Origin of the sequence: Cupriavidus sp. AU9028 (assembly GCF_019795295.1) — a bacterium.
In the GTDB taxonomy this organism is placed as follows: Bacteria; Pseudomonadota; Gammaproteobacteria; order Burkholderiales; family Burkholderiaceae; genus Cupriavidus.
Genome location: NZ_JAIMCG010000007.1, coordinates 14,404 through 31,556, shown reverse-complemented (window position 1 = coordinate 31,556; position 17,153 = coordinate 14,404). Strand labels below are relative to the sequence as shown.

The window sequence follows — 17,153 nt, the reverse complement described above, 5'->3', positions numbered from 1 at the left end:
TCCGGTCAGCCTGCCCCGAAGGCGGCCTGCAGCGCCGCGACATCGATCTTCTTCATCGGCAGCAAGGCCTGGATGACGCGGTCGACGCGCTCCTGATCGCCGCTGCGCAGCGCCGTATCGAGCCAGGCCGGCACGATCTGCCATGACAAGCCGAAGCGGTCCTTGCACCAGCCGCAGGCTTCGGCCTCCGGCACGGCCGACAGCGTCCGCCAGTGCCGGTCGATTTCTGCCTGATCGCGGCACAGCACCATGAAGGAGAACGCTTCGTTGAAGCTGAAGCCGTGGGGGTAGGCGTTGTCCATGGCCGCGATCCAGGTATCGCCCAGCCGGAAGCTGGATACCAGTACCGTGCCGGCCCGGTTCGGCGGCATGTCTTCGCCATAGCGCAGCAGGAGGCCCGCTTCGGAATCGCCGATGACCTTGCGGTAGAAGAGGCCGGCTTCCTCGGCATTGCCATAGACTTCCCCGCAGAACATCAGCGTCGGCATGATGGCCGGCGGCGGCGCGGGCGATTCCGCCGACAGCGTCAGCTGCCAGGACAGGCCGAAGCGGTCCTGCACCCAGCCGTAGCGGGGACTGAAGGGGTAGGCATCGAGCGGCATCAGCACGGAGCCGCCGCTGGAGAGTTGTTCCCACGCGGCATCCAGCCGGTCGCGCGCGGTGGCATCGCGCATGGCATCGAAGTGCAGGGACAGCGAGATCGACGGATTGAAGCGGAACATCGGGCCGGCCGCGATGGCGCGGAACGGCTGCCCGAACAAGCGGAATGCGACGATATCGCAATCGCCCGACGGGGTGTTGCGGATCTTGCCCACGAAGTCCACCGCCGAGTCCGGAAACAGCGAGGTGTAGAAGCGGGCCGCTTCGGCAGCCTCCCGGTCAAACCACAGATGCGGTATGACGGGCGTCACGGTGGTCATGCGCTCTCCTCCTTGTCGCGGGGCACCCGCCGTTGGGGCGTCGCTTGTCTCGATTGATCCAGACACTATAGGACGAGCGCAAGCGCCCCGCACGAAGCGGAAGGGCTCGAGCCGCTTCCTTCCGTACGGGGCCGAACGTGGGGATGAATGCCGGCTCAGACCGGGATGGGATTCGCCGCCAGCGCCGCATTGAAGTCGTTGACCAGCGCATGTTCGTTCGCGCCGGGGTTGTCGCGCATCGGCCGCACCGCATCGACGATCACTTCCTCATCGTCCCCTTCCAGCTTCGCCATCGTTTCGGCGATGAACGCATCCAGCGGCATGGCGCGCGGATCGCCGCTCTTCCTGACCAGATCGGTATCGACCCACGGCGGGGCGATTTCCTGCACGCGCACATTGGTCTCGCGCAGCAGGAAGCGCTGGGACAGGGCGTAAGAGTGCAGGGCCGCCTTCGATGCCGAATAGACCGCGGTGGCGGCGAGCGGAACATACGCCAGCACCGACGTGTTGTGGATGATGGTGGCTTCCGGCTGCGCCTTCAGGTGCTCGATCAACGCCGAGGTCAGCCGGATCGGGCCGAGCAGGTTGGTGTCGAGAATGCGGCGCGACACCGCGTCATCGATGGCACCGGCCGCATCGTCGAAGGGCATGATGCCGGCGTTGTTGACGAGCACGTTCAGCGCGGGATATTGCTCGATCAACGTGGCGGCGGCGCGCTCGATGCTGGCCGGGTCGGCAACGTCGAACTCGATGGCGCCGATGCCCGGATTGGCTGCGGCGACCTCGTCGAGCAGCGCCTTGCGCCGTCCGCCGACGATCACGGTGTTGCCACGCTGGTGGAAGGCCTCGGCCAATGCACGGCCGATGCCCGAGGTGCCGCCGGTGATGAAGATGGTATTGCCGCTGAGTTTCATGGTGTTCTCCAGGTTTGGTTCGGTAGCTCGATGCGTCAGGGGGTTTGGTGGACCGGGCGGCGACGGTCGCCACTCGTGGGCGGGGTCCGTGCACGGCGCGGCAGGTTCGATGGAGCAATGTTAAGAACCGTCGTCGATTTCCGAAATGACGTATATAGTCATGATTTCGGACATGGCAGTCTTCAGGACATTGAACCGGGGGGAAGGGAACATGCATCGGATCGGCTATCTGCTCAGGGACGGGTTCCAGGTGATGGCACTGGCAACGCAGACGGTCTTCGAGTTCGCCAACGCGGACGCGAGTGAGCCGTTCTATGCCGTCGAGAACTACTCGCTGGAAGGTGGGCAGGTGCGCTCGTCGCTGGGGCTGACCGTTGCCACGCGCAAGCTGACGCCGTCGTCCCGCGCGGATACCTGGATCGTCGGCGGCGTGCTGAACCCGCTGGAGGCGCCGGCATCGGCCAGGGAAGTGGCCTTTGTGCGCAAGGCGAGCCAGCAGGCGCGCCGGGTCGCGGCCATCTGCACCGGCGCCTTCACGCTGGCGGAAGCCGGTCTGCTGGCGGGGCGCCGCGCCACCACGCATTGGGCTTTCGCGCAGGAGATGCAGACGCGCTTTCCGGCCATCCAGGTGGAAGAGGACCGTATCTACATCGCGGACGGTCCTGTGTGGACATCGGCAGGCATGACCGCCGGTCTGGACCTTGCGGTGGCGCTGGTCGAGCGGGACCTCGGCACGGACATCGCGCGAGGGGTGGCGCGCAAGATGGTGATGCATCAACACCGCTCGGGCGGCCAGTCGCAGCATTCCGAGATGCTGGCGCTCGCGCCCAGGTCGGACCGCATCCAGGACGCGCTGAACTATGCGCGGCAGAACCTCGCCCGGACGCTGACTGTCGAAGAACTGGCGGAAAAGGTGAATCTGAGCCCGAGGCAGTTCAGCCGCGTGTTCACGGCCGAGACGGGGCAGTCGCCCGCCAAGGCCATCGAGGGGCTGCGGCTGGAGGCGGCGCGGCTGATGATCGAGCAGAGCCGGCATCCGCTCGAAGTCGTCGCGCGCGAGACCGGCTTCCGCGACCGGCGGCATATGCGCGAGGTGTTCGTGCGAGGGTTTGGCGTGCCGCCGCAATCGATGCGGCGCGACAGCCGCGGCGGGCAGGGCGACGTGCGCGACGCCTGAAGGGCGGGCAAGGCGAGGGCTGCGTGCGCCGCGCCCGCGCGGAGGTGGACATGGCAACCGTCTTTATCGGCGGCTCGATCGACATCCGGGAACTGGACCCGGAAGTGAAGGCGCGCATCGATCGCGCCATCGCGCAGGGCGACACCCTGGTCATCGGCGAGTCCGCCGGCATCGACAGCTGTGTGCAGGCGTATCTGCAGGAGCGGGGCGCCGGCTGCGCCGTCGTCTATAGCAGCGGCAGCGAACCACCGCGCAGCAACGTGGGCGACTGGCCGGTAGAGCACGTCGAGGTGACGCATGCCGAGCCGGGCACGCGTGCCTTTTTCGCCGGCAAGGACACGGCGCTGGCGCAGGCTGCGGATTGGGGGCTGATGGTCTGGAACGGGCGCAGCAGCGGGACCCTGCGCGATGTGGTGGAGTTGCTGCGTCGCGGCAAGACGTCCGTCGTCTTTCTGCACGAGAATAAGGTCTTCGTCGAGGTCCGCAGTCTCGGCGATTTCGACAGGCTGATCGCCCGCATGTCCGAGGCGGCGCGGCGCGACGCGGACAAGGAGATCGGCTTGCAGGGAACGCTGACCGAATTGCGTTCGGTATCGCCCTGACGACGAGCCCTCGCGCATCGTTCCAGTCCGTATCGTGATCCAGGAAAAGGAGCAGGAGTGCACCCTCATATTTCCGTGCTGACGCTGGCCGTGCAGGACCTCGAGCGCGCTGTCGCGTTCTATCGCGATGGTCTCGGCCTGCCCACCGACGGCATCGTCGGCAAGGAGTTCGAACACGGCGCGGTCGCTTTCTTCGATCTGCAGCCCCAGCTCAAGCTTGCCCTGTGGGCGCAGCGAGACATCGCCCACGACACCGGCTTGCCGCAGACGCCGCCATGTCCGACGGGCTTCACCATCGGGCACAACGTACGCGGCAAGGAAGAGGTAGACCAGGTGATGGCGCAAGCTCGCGACGCGGGGGCGACCTTGCTCAAGCCCGCGCAGGACACCTTCTGGGGCGGCTATGCCGGGTATTTCCGCGACCCGGACGGGCATGTGTGGGAGGTCGTCTGGAACCCGGCGCTGATGCCCCCGAGCTGAGCCAGGGCTGCGTCGGGGATCGAGCCGAGACCGGGCGCGAGCGGACTTGCCCCGTGCGCACCTTCTCCCTGATGGTGGTTATCGGCAAATCCGCACCCCTCTTGATGGGTGTTGTGCCGATCGTCCGCCGCAAGCTATAAGGTCGCGCGCGCTACCCAGTCCGCGGCGGATGCCGGTGCCCATCGCGCAGGCATCATGCCATCGTCGATCCAGGTCCGCGGCAGCCCTTGCAGCCGGACCTCATGCCTGCCCTCTCCCCCTCCCTGGCGGCGCAATCGCGCCGCATTCCATTTCGCCCCAATCCGCTGACGGTCGCCGTCGCCATGGCCATTGCCCTGCCGCACCACGCATTCGGCTGGTCCGCGGGCGGTGCGGGGTCGGGGAACGGCGCATTCGGCGGTGAGGGGTCCAGCTTCGTCACGGGCCAGGGAAGCGGCGGAGGGCCGATCGTGCCGGGAGGGGGCACCAGCGGCGGGATGGGCGGCGGTGCCGGCATGCTGATCCAGCCGCCGTTCGGACCGGTCGGCACGCCGGTTGGCTACGATGGCCAGGCCGGTACGGACGGCTCCGCCGCGACGACGGCTACAGGCGGTGGTGGCGGTGGCGCAGGCGTGGTCGTATGGAATTCCGCTGCCCCGGCGGACATGCTCGACGTCGTCGTCACCAGCAACGCACAGGGCGGGGCGGGCGGGGCGGGCGGCAACAGCGACCCGTCGCCGGCCAGCGTCGGCTATGGCGCCGGCGGCGGCGGCGGTGGTGGCGCCGGACTCTTCGGGCGCGGCGCATTGCGGCTGAGCACCTCCGGCACGCTGGTCGGCGGAACCGGCGGCAGGGGCGGACTGGCGGTGGCATATCCGGACGGCAGCGGCGGCTCCGGCGGCCATGGCGTCTACAGTCGCGACCTGATGGAGCTGACGAACTCGGGCAACATCTCCGGGGGCGAGGGCGGCGGGGTGCGGGGCGGCATCGGACAAACCGTGGCGGGCAACGGCGGCTCCGGGGTGCGGCTGGAGTCTGGCATTGTCAGCAATCGGGGCACCATCGCGGGCGGCGACGCTGGCCGGGACGCCAGTACCGGTTACGCTGGGGCCGGCGGCTTCGGCGTCGATCTGTCCGCCGGCACGCTGGACAATGCCGGCCTCATCCGCGGAGGGGCTGGCAATGTCGGCGGAGTAGGCGTGCGGCTGTCCGGGGGAGTCATGCCGGCACTACTGGTCAACAGCGGCACCATCACGGGCGGCCTCGGTGGTGCGGTGCGCGCAGACGCTGTCCAGCTGGGGGGCACGCTCGCCACCCTCGAACTGCAGCCGGGTTCCGTGATCGTCGGCAATGTGGTCAATCAGGCCATGGTAGGCAACCTCAGGCTGGGCGGGACCGGCAGCGGCTCGTTCGATGTGTCGGCGCTTGGCGCCCAGTACCACGGCTTTGACAGCTTCACCAAGACCGGCAACAGTACATGGGTCCTCGCCGGCACCACCACCCTGGCCACGCCATGGCGCATCGAGCAGGGCACGCTCGAGATCGGCGCTGAAGGCAGCCTCGGCAGTGCGGCGTATGGCGCGACGCTTGCAGGCGGCACGCTGCGAGTCAACGTTGCCGCACCGGTCAACCTGTCGCGCTCCCTCACCCTCGCGGCCAGCTCGTCGATCGAGGTGGCGGATGCATCGGTGGTGCTGTCGGGCAGCATCGACGGCGGCGGCGACCTGATCAAGGCCGGCCCGGGACGGCTGCGGTTGTCGGGAGCCAACAGCTACGGCAACACGCGCGTTGCCGCCGGACAGCTGGACGGCACGCTCCAGTCCATTCGCGGCGACATTTTCAGCGACGCGGTCGTGGTTCTTCTCGACAGCGCCGACCAGACCCATGATGGCAACATCGCCGCGCTGACGGCTGGCAGCAACACCGGCAGGATGCGCAGCACCGGTGCCGGTACCCTGACACTGACCGGCAACAACAGCCTCGACTGGCAGATTGACGCAGGCGCGGTGGTCAGCAGCGCTCGTCGCTTCAGCGGTGCGGTCTCCCTCGGCGCGCCGACGGCAACCTTCGTGCTGGACGAGACTGCCGACACCGCCTTTGCCGGCCGCCTGTCGGGCGCCGGTGTCCTGCGCAAGCGCGGCGCAGGCATGCTGACGCTGCAGGGCGACAGCGGCGCCTTCGGCGGCCGCAGCGTGGTCGAGGGGGGAACGCTGGCGGTGACTGGCCAGCTCGGTGGTGCGGTAGAGGTCGGCAGCGGCGCGACGCTGACGGGCACCGGCACGGTCGGCGCGACGGTCGTCGATGCGGGGGGCACGCTGGCGGCGGAAAGCAACGCGGGCACCCTGCATATCGATGGCGGACTGGATCTGCGTGCCGGATCGACATTGCGCACGACGCTTGGCACGCCCAGCGCGACGCCGCTGTTCGATGTCACGGGTAGCCTGAACCTGAACGGCACGCTGTCGATTGCCGATGGCGGCGGCTTCGGCGCGGGGGTCTATCGCCTGATCGACTACACCGGCAGTCTGAGCGGTGCCGGCCTTGCCATCGCTGCGGTTCCCGGCGTGGACGCGGCGGACCTGCGCGTGCAGACGGCGGTGGCGAACCAGGTCAACCTGATCAACACCAGCGGCGTCACCCTGCAATTCTGGGATGGGGGCGACAGCAGCCGCCACGGCAACGGCGTCATCGACGGCGGCGCTGGCACGTGGACTGCCGACGCCAACACATGGACCGACGATAGCGGCCAACTCAACGGCCGGATCAAGCCGGCGCCAGGCTTCGCAGTGTTCCAGGGCGCTGCCGGCATCGTGTCGGTCGATCGTCGTGCCGGCCATGTCGCAGTCACGGGAATGCAGTTCGCTCGCGACGGCTATCGCGTCCGGGGCGATTCCCTTGCGCTGGCAGGCCCGGACGGCCACAGCATCGTCAACGTCGGCGATGGCACTGCGGCAGGTGCCGCCATGACGGCGACCATCAGCTCGGCACTCACCGGCGACAGCGCGCTGGTCAAGCAAGGGCAGGGCACCCTGGTCCTCGGCGGCGCCAACACCTACACCGGAGGCACGCAGATCCGCGGCGGCACGCTGCGCATCAGTGGCGACAACAACCTGGGTGACGGCGCGGGCGGCCTGACGCTGGCAGGCGGCACGCTGGCCGTCAGCGCCGATGTTGCCACCGCTCGGCAGGTCACGCTGATCGGTAGCGGCGGTTTCGACGTCGCCGACGGCGCCACGCTGGCGCTGCACGGCAGTATCGGCGGCCAGAACTCCGGTCAGGGCACGCTGCGCAAGAGCGGCCAGGGCACGCTTCGCCTGGTGGGCGCCGGCGATTACGCCGCCACCGAAGTCGCGGCCGGCACGCTGATCGGCGACACATCGTCCGTGCGCGGCGATATCGCCAGCGCCGGCACGGTCGTATTCGACCAGCAGAGCGATGGAATCCATGCCGGCGCCATCTCGGGGTTCGCTGGCGGCAACGGCAGCATGGTCAAGCGCGGCCGCGGGACCCTGACCTTGGCCGGCGCCAGCGCGCTGGACTGGTCCATCGAAGCAGGGCAGCTCGTCGCCAGCGCGCAGCGCTACCGCGGCAACGCCGCCGTTGGCGCCGCTGGAACACTGGTCCTCGACGATGCCGCGGATACGCGCTTCGCCGGCGTGCTGTCCGGCACCGGCGCTGTCGCCAAGACCGGCAGCGGCACGCTTGCGTTGAGCGGGGACAGCAGCGCGTTCGCGGGCACCACCACGGTGTCGGCCGGCACGCTTTCGGTCGGGGACGGCGGACCTGGCGCGCTCGGCGGCCTGCTGCACGTACGGAACGGCGCGACACTGACCGGCTCCGGCACGGTCGGCACCACGGTGCTCGCCGGCGGCGCGACCCTTGCGCCGGGCGCCGGCGTGGGTACGCTCAGGGTGCAGGGCGACCTGACCTTCTCGCCCGGCGCCTCATACCGGGTCGAGGCCGCGCCGGACGGCAGCAGCGACCGGGTGGAGGTAGCCGGCACAGCGCGCATCGAAGGCGGCTCCGTCATCCACGTCGGACCGGATGGCCACTTCGCGCCCGCCATGCGCTATACGATCCTGCGTGCCGGGGCCGTGCAGGGGCGCTTCGATACGGTCGCCTCGGACTACGCATATCTGAGCGCCGGGCTTGACTACAGCGATCCGGCGACGATCCAGCTGACGCTGGAGCGCCGCGACAACGCCGGCGCGCAGATCCGCTTCGCCGATCTTGCCCGCAGCGCCAACCAGAGGGCCGTCGCCAATGCGCTGGAGACGCTGCCGTCGACCCATGCGCTGTACCAGGCCGTGCTGACGCTGCCCGAGGGCGCCCCCCCAGCGGCCTTCAATGCCTTGTCCGGCGAAGCGCATGCCAGCACGGCGACCGCGCTGCAAAACGCCGCCATGGCTGCACGCGCGGTGCCGATGCAGCGGCTGCGCGCCAACCTGAACGCCGGCCTGCTGCCAGGCGCGGCCACTGCCCAGACCCTGCTGCCTCCGCAGCGCACCGTGATGACCGATGCACCGACGACCAGCGCGGCGGTGCTGCCACGCTCCGCGGCCATGCCGGCGTGGGCCGAGGTGGTCGGCAACTGGGACCGCCTGCGCGGCGGCGAGGCAGCGGCAATCCGCCAGAACACGGCCGGCATTTTCGTCGGCGCGGACCATCCGGTGGGCGAGAGCCGTTGGCGAATGGGCGCGTCCTTCGGCTATACCGATGGCCGGCTGCGCGCCGACGATGTCGGTTCCAGCGCCGATATCCGCAGCTACAACGCCGCGCTCTTTACAGGCGCCAGCTACGAGGCGGGGGCGGGCAAGCTGAACATCATGCTCGGCGGCGCCTATGCCTGGCACGACATCGAGACGCAGCGCCGCGTGGGTGTTGCCTCGCTTGCCCAGACGCTGACGGCCGGCTACAGCGCCAACACCTCCCAGCTGTTCACGGAGATCGGCTATGCCCAGCCGCTCGGTGCGCGCGCCACGGTCGAGCCGTTCATCGGCGCGGCCTGGAGCGACCAGCGCACGCGCGGCTTCACCGAGGCGGGAGGCAATGCCGCACTGTCGGGGCAGGCCACGCGAAGCAGCTTGCCAACCACCTCACTGGGCGTACGTGGACAGGCCACTGTCGCGGTCGGCCGCCTCGATCTTGACGTCACCGGCGCCCTGGGCTGGCGTCATGCCTTCGGCGATGTCACGCCAGAGACCCGGCTTGCCTTCCAGGGCAGCCAGGTCTTCACCGTGGCCGGCACGCCCATCGCGCGCGACGCGGCGCTGGTCGAACTGGGCGCCAGCGCCCGCGTCAGCGAGCGCATGGCCATCGGGCTGGGATATTCGGGGCAGTTCGGCGAAGGCAACCGGGCCCATGCCGGGAATGTGCAGGTGCGGTGGAAGTATTAAGCAGCCGCGAAGGCGCGGGGCGTTGTCGTCGCGATCTGCTGAAGGAGACACGCCCCGACCCCCTTCGCTGGACCGGGGAGCAGGCGTAACGCCGCTTGGGTGTATCCGCGTGGACGGTGTATCGTTTCCGGCAGTGGCCTCGCGCCATCGAATCCGAAAACCACAATAACGGAGACACACCCATGAGGCTGGCTGACAAGGTCGCCGTGGTAACCGGCGGCGGTTCCGGTTTCGGCGAAGGCATTGCACTGGCGTTCGCGCGCGAAGGGGCCCGCGTGCTGGTGGCCGATATCGACGAGGCCTCCGCCACGCGCGTGGTGCAGCGCATCGCCGAGACTGGCGGACAGGCGCGGGCCATCCGGGCCGACGTATCGAAGGGCGAAGATGTTGCCGCAATGCGGGACGCGGCGCTGGCCGCGTTCGGCGATGTCGGCATCGTCGTCAACAACGCCGGCACTACCCATCGCAACAAGCCGATCCTCGAGATCACCGAGGACGAGTTCGATCGCGTCCATGCGGTCAACGTCAAGAGCATCTACTGGAGCGCGCGCCATTTCATCCCGCATTTTCGCGCGCGCGGCGGCGGTGTCTTCATCAATATCGCCTCGACGGCAGCCATCCGGCCGCGGCCCGGGCTGGTCTGGTACAACGCGAGCAAGGGCGCAGTGGTCACGGCGAGCAAGGGCATGGCCGCCGAGCTTGGCCCCGACAATATCCGGGTCAACTGCGTCAATCCGGTGATCGGCGTCACGGGCCTGCTGGAGCAGTTCATGGGCAAGCCCGACACGCCCGAGAACCGCGCCGCCTTCCTCGCCACGATCCCGATGGGCCGGATGTCCACCCCTGCCGATATTGCCGGCGCGTGCGTGTTCCTGGCGTCCGACGAAGCGGCGTTCGTCACCGGCGCCTGCCTGGAAGTGGACGGCGGACGCTGCGTCTGATTGCGTGTCCGATTGCTCGGCCTCATCCCACAGGAGACAGCATGAACAGCACCTCAACCACGGCGCGTGCCACGGATGTCGGTTTTGAAGATGCCATCTACCGCAAGGTCAGCTGGCGTCTGGTTCCTTTCCTGTTGCTGTGCTACGTGGTCGCCTATCTGGACCGCGTCAACGTCGGCTTCGCCAAGCTGCAGATGCTGAACGACCTGCAGTTCAGCGAGACCGTCTACGGGCTCGGCGCGGGGGTCTTCTTCATCGGCTACTTCCTCTTCGAAGTACCCAGCAACGTGATCCTGCACAAGGTGGGTGCGCGCGTGTGGATCGCGCGGATCATGATCACGTGGGGCATCATCTCGGCGGCGATGATGTTCGTCACCACGCCGACGATGTTCTACGTGCTGCGCTTCCTGCTGGGCGTGGCCGAGGCCGGCTTCTTTCCCGGCATCATCCTGTACCTGACCTACTGGTATCCGGCCGAGCGCCGCGGGCGTACGACGACCTGGTTCATGACCGCGGTCGCCCTGTCCGGCGTGATCGGCGGGCCGCTGTCGGGCTGGATCATGCAAACCTTCGATGGCAACAACGGCTGGGCCGGCTGGCAGTGGATGTTCCTGCTGGAGGGCATTCCCTCGGTGTTGATCGGCCTGTGGGTGCTGGCCTTTCTCGACGACCGCATCAGCCATGCAAAGTGGCTCAGCGCCGAGGAGAAAGCGGTGCTCGAGCGCAACGTCGCGGCGGAGGCGGTGCACAAGGAAGATCTGCCCGTGCGCCGGGTGTTTGCCACACCGCGCGTGTGGATGATGAGCGCGATCTACTTCAGCTTCGTGATGGGGCTGTACGGCATCAGTTTCTGGCTGCCGACCATCATCCGGCAGACCGGCGTCAAGGGCGCGCTCGACATCGGTCTGCTGACGGCGATCCCCTACGGCTTCGCGGTGCTCGGCATGGTGCTGGTCGCGCGCAGTGCCGACCGCACCGGCGAGCGGCGCTGGCATATCGCCATCCCGGCGCTGGTTGGCGCCGTCGGGCTGGTGCTGTCCGTGCTATGGCACGACCGGACCGTGCTGGCGATGGTTGGCCTGACGCTGGCCACCATCGGCATCATGACCACGCTGCCGCTGTTCTGGAGCCTGCCCACTGCATTCCTCGCCGGCACCGGCGCCGCGGCCGGCATCGCGATGATCAATTCGCTGGGCAACCTGGCCGGCTTCATCAGCCCGTATGCGGTCGGCTGGCTGAAGGACCTGACGCAGAGCACGAACTCCGGGATGTATCTGCTGGCGGGCTGTCTGGTCGCCGGTGCGGTGCTGACGCTGCTGGTGCCGGCGCGTCTGGTGTCGCGGCGGCGGGTGGAAACCTATGGCGGCGCGCTCGGCACCACTCGGTAGACGCTGATGGCAGCCGTCCGCCGTATCGGACGGACGGCGGGCGCTGGTCTCAGGCCAGTTGCTGGATACGGATCATGTTGCCGGCGGGATCGCGCACACCCATGTCGCGCACGCCGTAGGGCTGGTCAGTGGGCTCCTGCGCAATGTCGGCATCGCCGTCCTGCAGGCGCTGGAACGCGGCGTCCAGGTCGGTCGTGCCAAGCAGCAGCATGGCGTAAGTGCCCTTGGCCATCATCTCGGCAATCATCCGCTTTTCCTCATCGGTGACGCCGGGCGTGGCATTGGGCGGGTACAGCACGATGGAAGTGTCCGGCTTGCCCTTCGGGCCAACGGTGATCCAGCGGTTGCCGCCAAATGCGACGTCCTTGCGCACCTCGAAGTCCAGAGTATCCCGGTAGAAGGACAGCGAAGCCTCAGGATCGCTATGGGGAAGGAAGGTCGAGTGAATGGTGATGTCCAAGATCAGGCTCCTCGGTTGACAGCGAATAGTGGTCACGAGACAACAACGTGAGGGGTTGCCCGCACCCCTGACGACGGCAGCCAGTCTAGCCCGGCGCGTTTCGCGGCGCTTCTCGATTCCAGACCGGTCGCGTTACCTGTCTGGCGACGCAGGAAGGCATCCCTTCGGTGCTTTCGGGATCCCGCCTGTACGCGCTGGGCGGCACGCCGACCAGTTCCGTGAAGCGCGTACTGAACGTCCCTAGCGACCCGCATCCCACCGCGAAGCACACTTCCGTGACACTCAGGTCGCCACGGCGCAGTAGCGCCATTGCCCGTTCAATGCGCCTGGTCATCAGGTAGGCATAGACCGATTCGCCATAGGCGAGCCGGAACTGGCGGCTCAGATGGCCGGCCGACATATTGACGGCGCTGGCAAGGGCTTCCACGTCAAGCGGCTGGGCGTAGTCGCGGTCAATACGGTCGCGCACGCGGCGCAGGCGGGCGAGGTCACGGAGGAGGCGATCGGGCGGGACGGACATGTGCCCGATGCTGCCATGCCGAGGCAACAGATTCAATCGCCGTGCCGACCCGACGCTTTGCGGGAACGCATGGCGCTCAAGGCCGGACACTGCGCAGCCTGATGGCCGGGGTTGGACGGCTTTCCGATGTATCGTGGTGCCCGGGGTCGGACTCGAACCGACACGCCTTGCGGCGGGGGATTTTGAGTTGGGGATTTACCGTGTTCGTACAGGGAAGTGAGGCGAAGTCAAGCGTAGGTTGAGATAGATAAAAATTAGTTTAGTCAGTAGCTTACCGTACCTTGGACGAATTGGTGAAAACTGGTTGCTGTACCAGTGCTGTACTGAAATTTCGGTACAGTGTCAGGTGAGTAAATGCCGGCGCGTATTAACTATGATCCCCCCACTCCGCGCCAGGCTCCTTTCAGCAACAATCGATTAAGCGGCGACATAGCTGCGGTTGCATATAAGGTCGTGGCGGAAATCTGAGCCGGTGGTTGCGCTCACCTATTCGGCCGCATGCTAGGCGGGCCCTGTGTCTAGTGCCGGTACGCCAGCGTTGGTGATGCCGCGCAACGTATCAGCGGATTGCAGCCAGGCGTCTAGTGTGTCGATCTGCACAAAGTGCGTTGGCACCTCATACGGTGGGAAACGCAGCCAAAAATGCATGTCCTTGGACACGTAAAGCTCTACTAACGAGAATGGCTTGTTCGCGGGTGGCGGCCATCCCAGTAAGGCTCGCAACTGGTCTGTGTTCAGGATGAGGAAGTCGCGCCGACGTTCGATCTTACGAAATTGGCCGGGCTCACTACCGCCACCGAAAATTCGATCGCGTAGTCGGCGCGTGTCCTTTAGGCAAAAAGCCGGCTGGTTGTACTTGCACTCGACCGCGAGCCATAGATTTTCTTCCGGCCGATATGCCAGTACGTCATAGTCGCCGACGTCCGGAAACTGTAGTTTGGGAAACCGGTCCTTGAAATCGATCCCCTTAATTGCGTAAGGCATCGCGCGGGAACAAACTTCGTATGCGCGGTCTTCGAGGCGATCTTCCAGTTCCTTTTTCAGTTGACCGACTGCAGCGCGAATCGCCGGCCACTGAAAGTCGGCGGGCAGGTAGCCCGCCGAGATTGAGCCGGTCCAGATGCGCTTGGCCCGTCCTACTGCCGCAGCGCCCCATAGTATGCGGCCGTTCGGCAACTCGATCAGCGGTCGGATGGTGTGGCGGCTGCCGCGTTTAGAATGCTCCCAGACCGGAACATCTTGCTCAGCAACGTTCTTGCCAATTAAGCGCCAAACTTGATCAGGTTTCAGCAGGAGGAACTCGATCACCGCCAACGCCGCGTCCACCGGCAGGTCGGGGTGAGCCGCCACAGCTCTATCCGCGATGGTCTGACGGTCACTGACGTAGCTGCAGGCCAGTTCGGGCGCACCGCCGACCGACACCCACAGGATTAGTGTCGACAGTACTTGAAGCATCTGGGAGTAAGTAAATTGGACGTCCTTAGCGAAAGCTGTGTCGAGCATCGCAAGGTACGCTTCCATCGACAATGCCGTAGTGAGCCTGTCCTCTTCTGCAACGTTGACACCAAGCCGCAGGGCCGCCATTTCGCGTGCGAAGATTTCTTCTTGCGCGTCGCGTACCTCAGAGTAGAAAACCTCCGGGACGTACTGATCGTCGACCCGCAGGCCACCTACGTCGATGCCGTTGTGCAGCACGTCGCTGGCGCCGTACAGAACGAAGAGCCAGTCCACCATGGCTTGGATAGAAAGGGCTGTCTCGGTACGTATAGGAGTAGGCTTAGGGGAAGTCAGGACGAGTGCGCTTTCCAGCAGATACCGGTAATTCCTGCTCTCGCGGACAAACTTCTCGTGGGCTTTCGCGAGGTATTGTTCCCGGTCATAGTCCACCTCGTGACGCAGACTTTGCTTGATCCGACGCTCCTCGCGATCATAGGAAGCGATCAGCGCGTCGTATTGGTCAACGCAAAATCGCAGCAAGGATTCGCGATCCAACTCACGAATACGCTGATGTACTGCATCCCGGTAATCCGCGCGAGCCGGATTGATTAATGCCTTAGCAGCCTCCAGTGTATAAGTCCCCGGCGCGACGCCCTGCGTTTTGAGCAGGATGGCCAAGTCACGTCGGGCCACCTTGTAGTCCTCCGGCCTAGGCACTTGCGCCAGGGTAAAGTCGGGGACGTCCACCGTGCGCTGCGTCCGGCTAAGAGTGAAGCGTGGTGGGCGGCCGGCCGATTCTTCCAACGCCTGTCTCAGGTCGTCAGGCATCGGGGTGCCCATTACGGCGAAGAGCCGCTCGAGGATGGCCAATGCGCAGGTGACTTCGAAGCGCGCGTCCTCCGCATCCTCAAGGTCTCGCACCAGTGTCGCGAGGTTGACAGTTAGCCGTGCTTCGTAGCTGTCTGAGTCGCCGGCCGGTGTCTCGTCCCAGGCTGTGATGATCGGCATTGTCATCGCATGCTGGGTCTGCTCGTCCCCTGCGGATGCCAGCAGATGGGGCGCGCTGAAGCAATGCAAATTCACCCGCCGAAGCGGAAGTTGCAGGAAAGGGGCAATGATCCCAGCTCGTTCGGCGATGCTGTCTGCGGCGCAATGCACGAAAAGTTCGAGTAACGAACCATCTTCGGGCTCAAGGCCGACCGCGTTGACGTCGAGGATGAAGTGCAGCGTGCATCTTCCAAGCACTGATGACCAAGCGAGTCGGGGAGCATTCTTGGCAGTGATATATGTTAGCGAGCTCACGCCCTCGCGCTCATGAGTCGTCCAAGCACTGGCCTCGTCGGGGAACACAAGCGGCGCCCTCTTCCAGAAAGCCCTGAGCTGGGCGTACCGCCAAGAGGCGCCCCAATGCGGATCCAGTCCGAGCATGTGCGGGACTAACGCTCCCTCAATAATCTGGGCATGCGAGTCCCGGAAGGATCCGAAGAGATCGCCCAGGTCGCTGAACCAACTGCCGTCAAACTTGCGCAGGCCGTCGACGTAGTCCCAAAACCGTGCCAGTTCATCCACTGATTCGATCGAATCAAAGATCGTACAAGCATCTACTAGGCTCATCAGGCGGGCGCCGGCACTTGGCGGTGTGATCATCGAAGGGCCGGTAGAGACCTGCGTATGCACCAAGATGATTTCCACTGCCGCAGGTTTTGGTACTACGCCCTGCGCATCGCGGAGCTGGAAGCCGTTGGAGGTGCCAATGACTTGTAAGCCCCAATCTGCATCCTGCACGATGCGGCGCATCGCGGCCACGATCTTGTTGGCTTGGTTCAGCTGGCCGGGAGACATGGGTACCACCAGGAAATAATGCGCACCTTCAACAAGGGCCGCCGCGATCGTCACGGGTACGATTCCGCCGCGCGACCGCAGCACGAACGGCCCGGTCAGGCATGAGCGGTTTGGGATTCGCCTCGCCAGGTAAGTGCCTAGTCGAACTGCGAGCTCGTCTGGAGCCTCCGGTGCAACCTTAGCCCACGCGTCGATCACGACCGTTGCAGAATCGAGCAGGGATATGGCGCGCGGCGCCCCCTCCTCGATGCGCACTGCCAGCCACGGCAACACCGCGCCGGTCATCACGGCGTCGCCAAAGCCGTTCGCATCCTTCCAAGAGGTAGGTTGTCCCAAATCCGCGATGTAGCCCGCCTCGATGCGCTGCGTCACTGAGAGCTGCATTAAGGCGGCCGCGCCAATTTCCCAAAAGGACACTGGCGGCACCTCGATGTGTCCGGGATACGGGCCGTCCTCTGGATCACTGCCGTTGTTTGGTATCAGTCGCAGCAACTCAGCTTGCAAGCGGATCGCGCACTCTAGGTCCTTCATGGCCTGGGAGTTGTGCCGATGACAAATGCGGAATGCATCAATGAAGTCGACGATCCGCTGCACGGGGCCACCGTGCAGGATGGCTACCGGCTCGTGGCCGAATAGGACCTTCACTTCACCCCAGTCTGCCTCCGGAACGTAGTCCTCCAATGAGGGGAAATCGGGCAGGACCTCAATGAGGGCGCTGCAAAACTCGGCGAATTGCTCGTAGGTCTGTATGCGGGTGGGGGCGAAGCTGTCAGCCGGCGTGGAAACAAGCATGCTGAAGGCTAGCTGGTGCTTGACGTGGCTGGCGCGATTTGGCACCCACAGGTTAGAGATGTTGAGCGCCATGAGCGCGTCATTGGGATGGATACGTGTGAGGACCGTACGCACTCGGCCGCAGGATGCCTGGAACTCTTGTTCAAGCGCTTTCTGACGTTGTTCTATAGTCCGCTGAATTTCAACCGGCAACTGCTGGCCCATAGTCGGCGAGCAAAATGGCTTCTTACCCCTTTGCTTGTTCTTCTTCTTCTTCATTTTCCTCACTCCCTATTTTTCCCGATGACCGGACTATAAAGGCTATC

The 17,153-nt window shown here is 65.8% G+C and carries 11 protein-coding genes; 6 read left to right on the top strand and 5 right to left on the bottom strand.

Annotated features, from left to right (window positions below):
* Positions 1 to 5: 5 nt before the first annotated feature.
* The gene (locus tag K6V06_RS09550) at positions 6 to 920 is read right to left on the bottom strand and encodes a VOC family protein (RefSeq protein WP_222242615.1); all 915 of its coding nucleotides are present in this window, start codon (positions 918 to 920) and stop codon (positions 6 to 8) included.
* Between the two features lie 155 nt (positions 921 to 1,075).
* Positions 1,076 to 1,834 carry an SDR family oxidoreductase gene (locus K6V06_RS09545; RefSeq protein ID WP_222242612.1) on the bottom strand — a complete coding sequence of 253 codons (759 nt, stop codon included), beginning with the start codon at positions 1,832 to 1,834 and terminating at the stop codon, positions 1,076 to 1,078.
* A gap of 211 nt (positions 1,835 to 2,045) precedes the next feature.
* On the opposite strand from K6V06_RS09545, the gene K6V06_RS09540 reads away from it, so the two are divergent.
* The 6 genes from K6V06_RS09540 (at position 2,046) to K6V06_RS09515 (ending at position 11,797) form a co-directional block, all read left to right on the top strand.
* On the top strand, positions 2,046 to 3,011 hold the full coding sequence (locus K6V06_RS09540) for a GlxA family transcriptional regulator (protein WP_222243066.1): 966 nt from the start codon (positions 2,046 to 2,048) through the stop codon (positions 3,009 to 3,011).
* A gap of 23 nt (positions 3,012 to 3,034) precedes the next feature.
* Positions 3,035 to 3,613 carry a hypothetical protein gene (locus K6V06_RS09535; RefSeq protein ID WP_222242610.1) on the top strand — a complete coding sequence of 193 codons (579 nt, stop codon included), beginning with the start codon at positions 3,035 to 3,037 and terminating at the stop codon, positions 3,611 to 3,613.
* A 57-nt stretch (positions 3,614 to 3,670) separates the two neighbouring features.
* On the top strand, positions 3,671 to 4,093 hold the full coding sequence (locus K6V06_RS09530) for a VOC family protein (RefSeq protein WP_222242609.1): 423 nt from the start codon (positions 3,671 to 3,673) through the stop codon (positions 4,091 to 4,093).
* Positions 4,094 to 4,335: 242 nt separating this feature from the next.
* Positions 4,336 to 9,468, top strand: a complete 5,133-nt coding sequence (locus K6V06_RS09525; RefSeq protein ID WP_222242606.1) for an autotransporter domain-containing protein — start codon at positions 4,336 to 4,338, stop codon at positions 9,466 to 9,468.
* Positions 9,469 to 9,650: 182 nt separating this feature from the next.
* Positions 9,651 to 10,409, top strand: a complete 759-nt coding sequence (locus K6V06_RS09520; RefSeq protein ID WP_222242604.1) for a glucose 1-dehydrogenase — start codon at positions 9,651 to 9,653, stop codon at positions 10,407 to 10,409.
* 41 nt (positions 10,410 to 10,450) lie between these two features.
* Positions 10,451 to 11,797 carry an MFS transporter gene (locus K6V06_RS09515; protein WP_222242602.1) on the top strand — a complete coding sequence of 449 codons (1,347 nt, stop codon included), beginning with the start codon at positions 10,451 to 10,453 and terminating at the stop codon, positions 11,795 to 11,797.
* Positions 11,798 to 11,846: 49 nt separating this feature from the next.
* Here K6V06_RS09515 and K6V06_RS09510 read toward each other — a convergent pair whose 3' ends face one another.
* From K6V06_RS09510 to K6V06_RS09500, 3 genes are all read right to left on the bottom strand, one after another.
* Positions 11,847 to 12,257: a VOC family protein gene (locus tag K6V06_RS09510; protein ID WP_222242600.1), complete on the bottom strand. Its 411-nt coding sequence runs from the start codon at positions 12,255 to 12,257 to the stop codon at positions 11,847 to 11,849.
* 85 nt (positions 12,258 to 12,342) lie between these two features.
* On the bottom strand, positions 12,343 to 12,777 hold the full coding sequence (locus K6V06_RS09505; protein ID WP_222242598.1) for a helix-turn-helix transcriptional regulator: 435 nt from the start codon (positions 12,775 to 12,777) through the stop codon (positions 12,343 to 12,345).
* Between the two features lie 501 nt (positions 12,778 to 13,278).
* Complete coding sequence (locus K6V06_RS09500; protein ID WP_222242596.1) at positions 13,279 to 17,106, bottom strand: hypothetical protein; 3,828 nt, start codon at positions 17,104 to 17,106, stop codon at positions 13,279 to 13,281.
* Positions 17,107 to 17,153 lie beyond the last annotated feature (47 nt).

Bases quoted from the DNA above. Each gene is read 5' to 3' on its own strand.
- K6V06_RS09550 (WP_222242615.1), bottom strand. From the start codon at position 920: ATGACCACCGTGACGCCCGTCATACCGCATCTGTGGTTTGACCGGGAG.
- K6V06_RS09545 (WP_222242612.1), bottom strand. From the start codon at position 1,834: ATGAAACTCAGCGGCAATACCATCTTCATCACCGGCGGCACCTCGGGC.
- K6V06_RS09540 (WP_222243066.1), top strand. From the start codon at position 2,046: ATGCATCGGATCGGCTATCTGCTCAGGGACGGGTTCCAGGTGATGGCA.
- K6V06_RS09525 (WP_222242606.1), top strand. From the start codon at position 4,336: ATGCCTGCCCTCTCCCCCTCCCTGGCGGCGCAATCGCGCCGCATTCCA.
- K6V06_RS09520 (WP_222242604.1), top strand. From the start codon at position 9,651: ATGAGGCTGGCTGACAAGGTCGCCGTGGTAACCGGCGGCGGTTCCGGT.
- K6V06_RS09515 (WP_222242602.1), top strand. From the start codon at position 10,451: ATGAACAGCACCTCAACCACGGCGCGTGCCACGGATGTCGGTTTTGAA.
- K6V06_RS09505 (WP_222242598.1), bottom strand. From the start codon at position 12,777: ATGTCCGTCCCGCCCGATCGCCTCCTCCGTGACCTCGCCCGCCTGCGC.
- K6V06_RS09500 (WP_222242596.1), bottom strand. From the start codon at position 17,106: ATGAAGAAGAAGAAGAACAAGCAAAGGGGTAAGAAGCCATTTTGCTCG.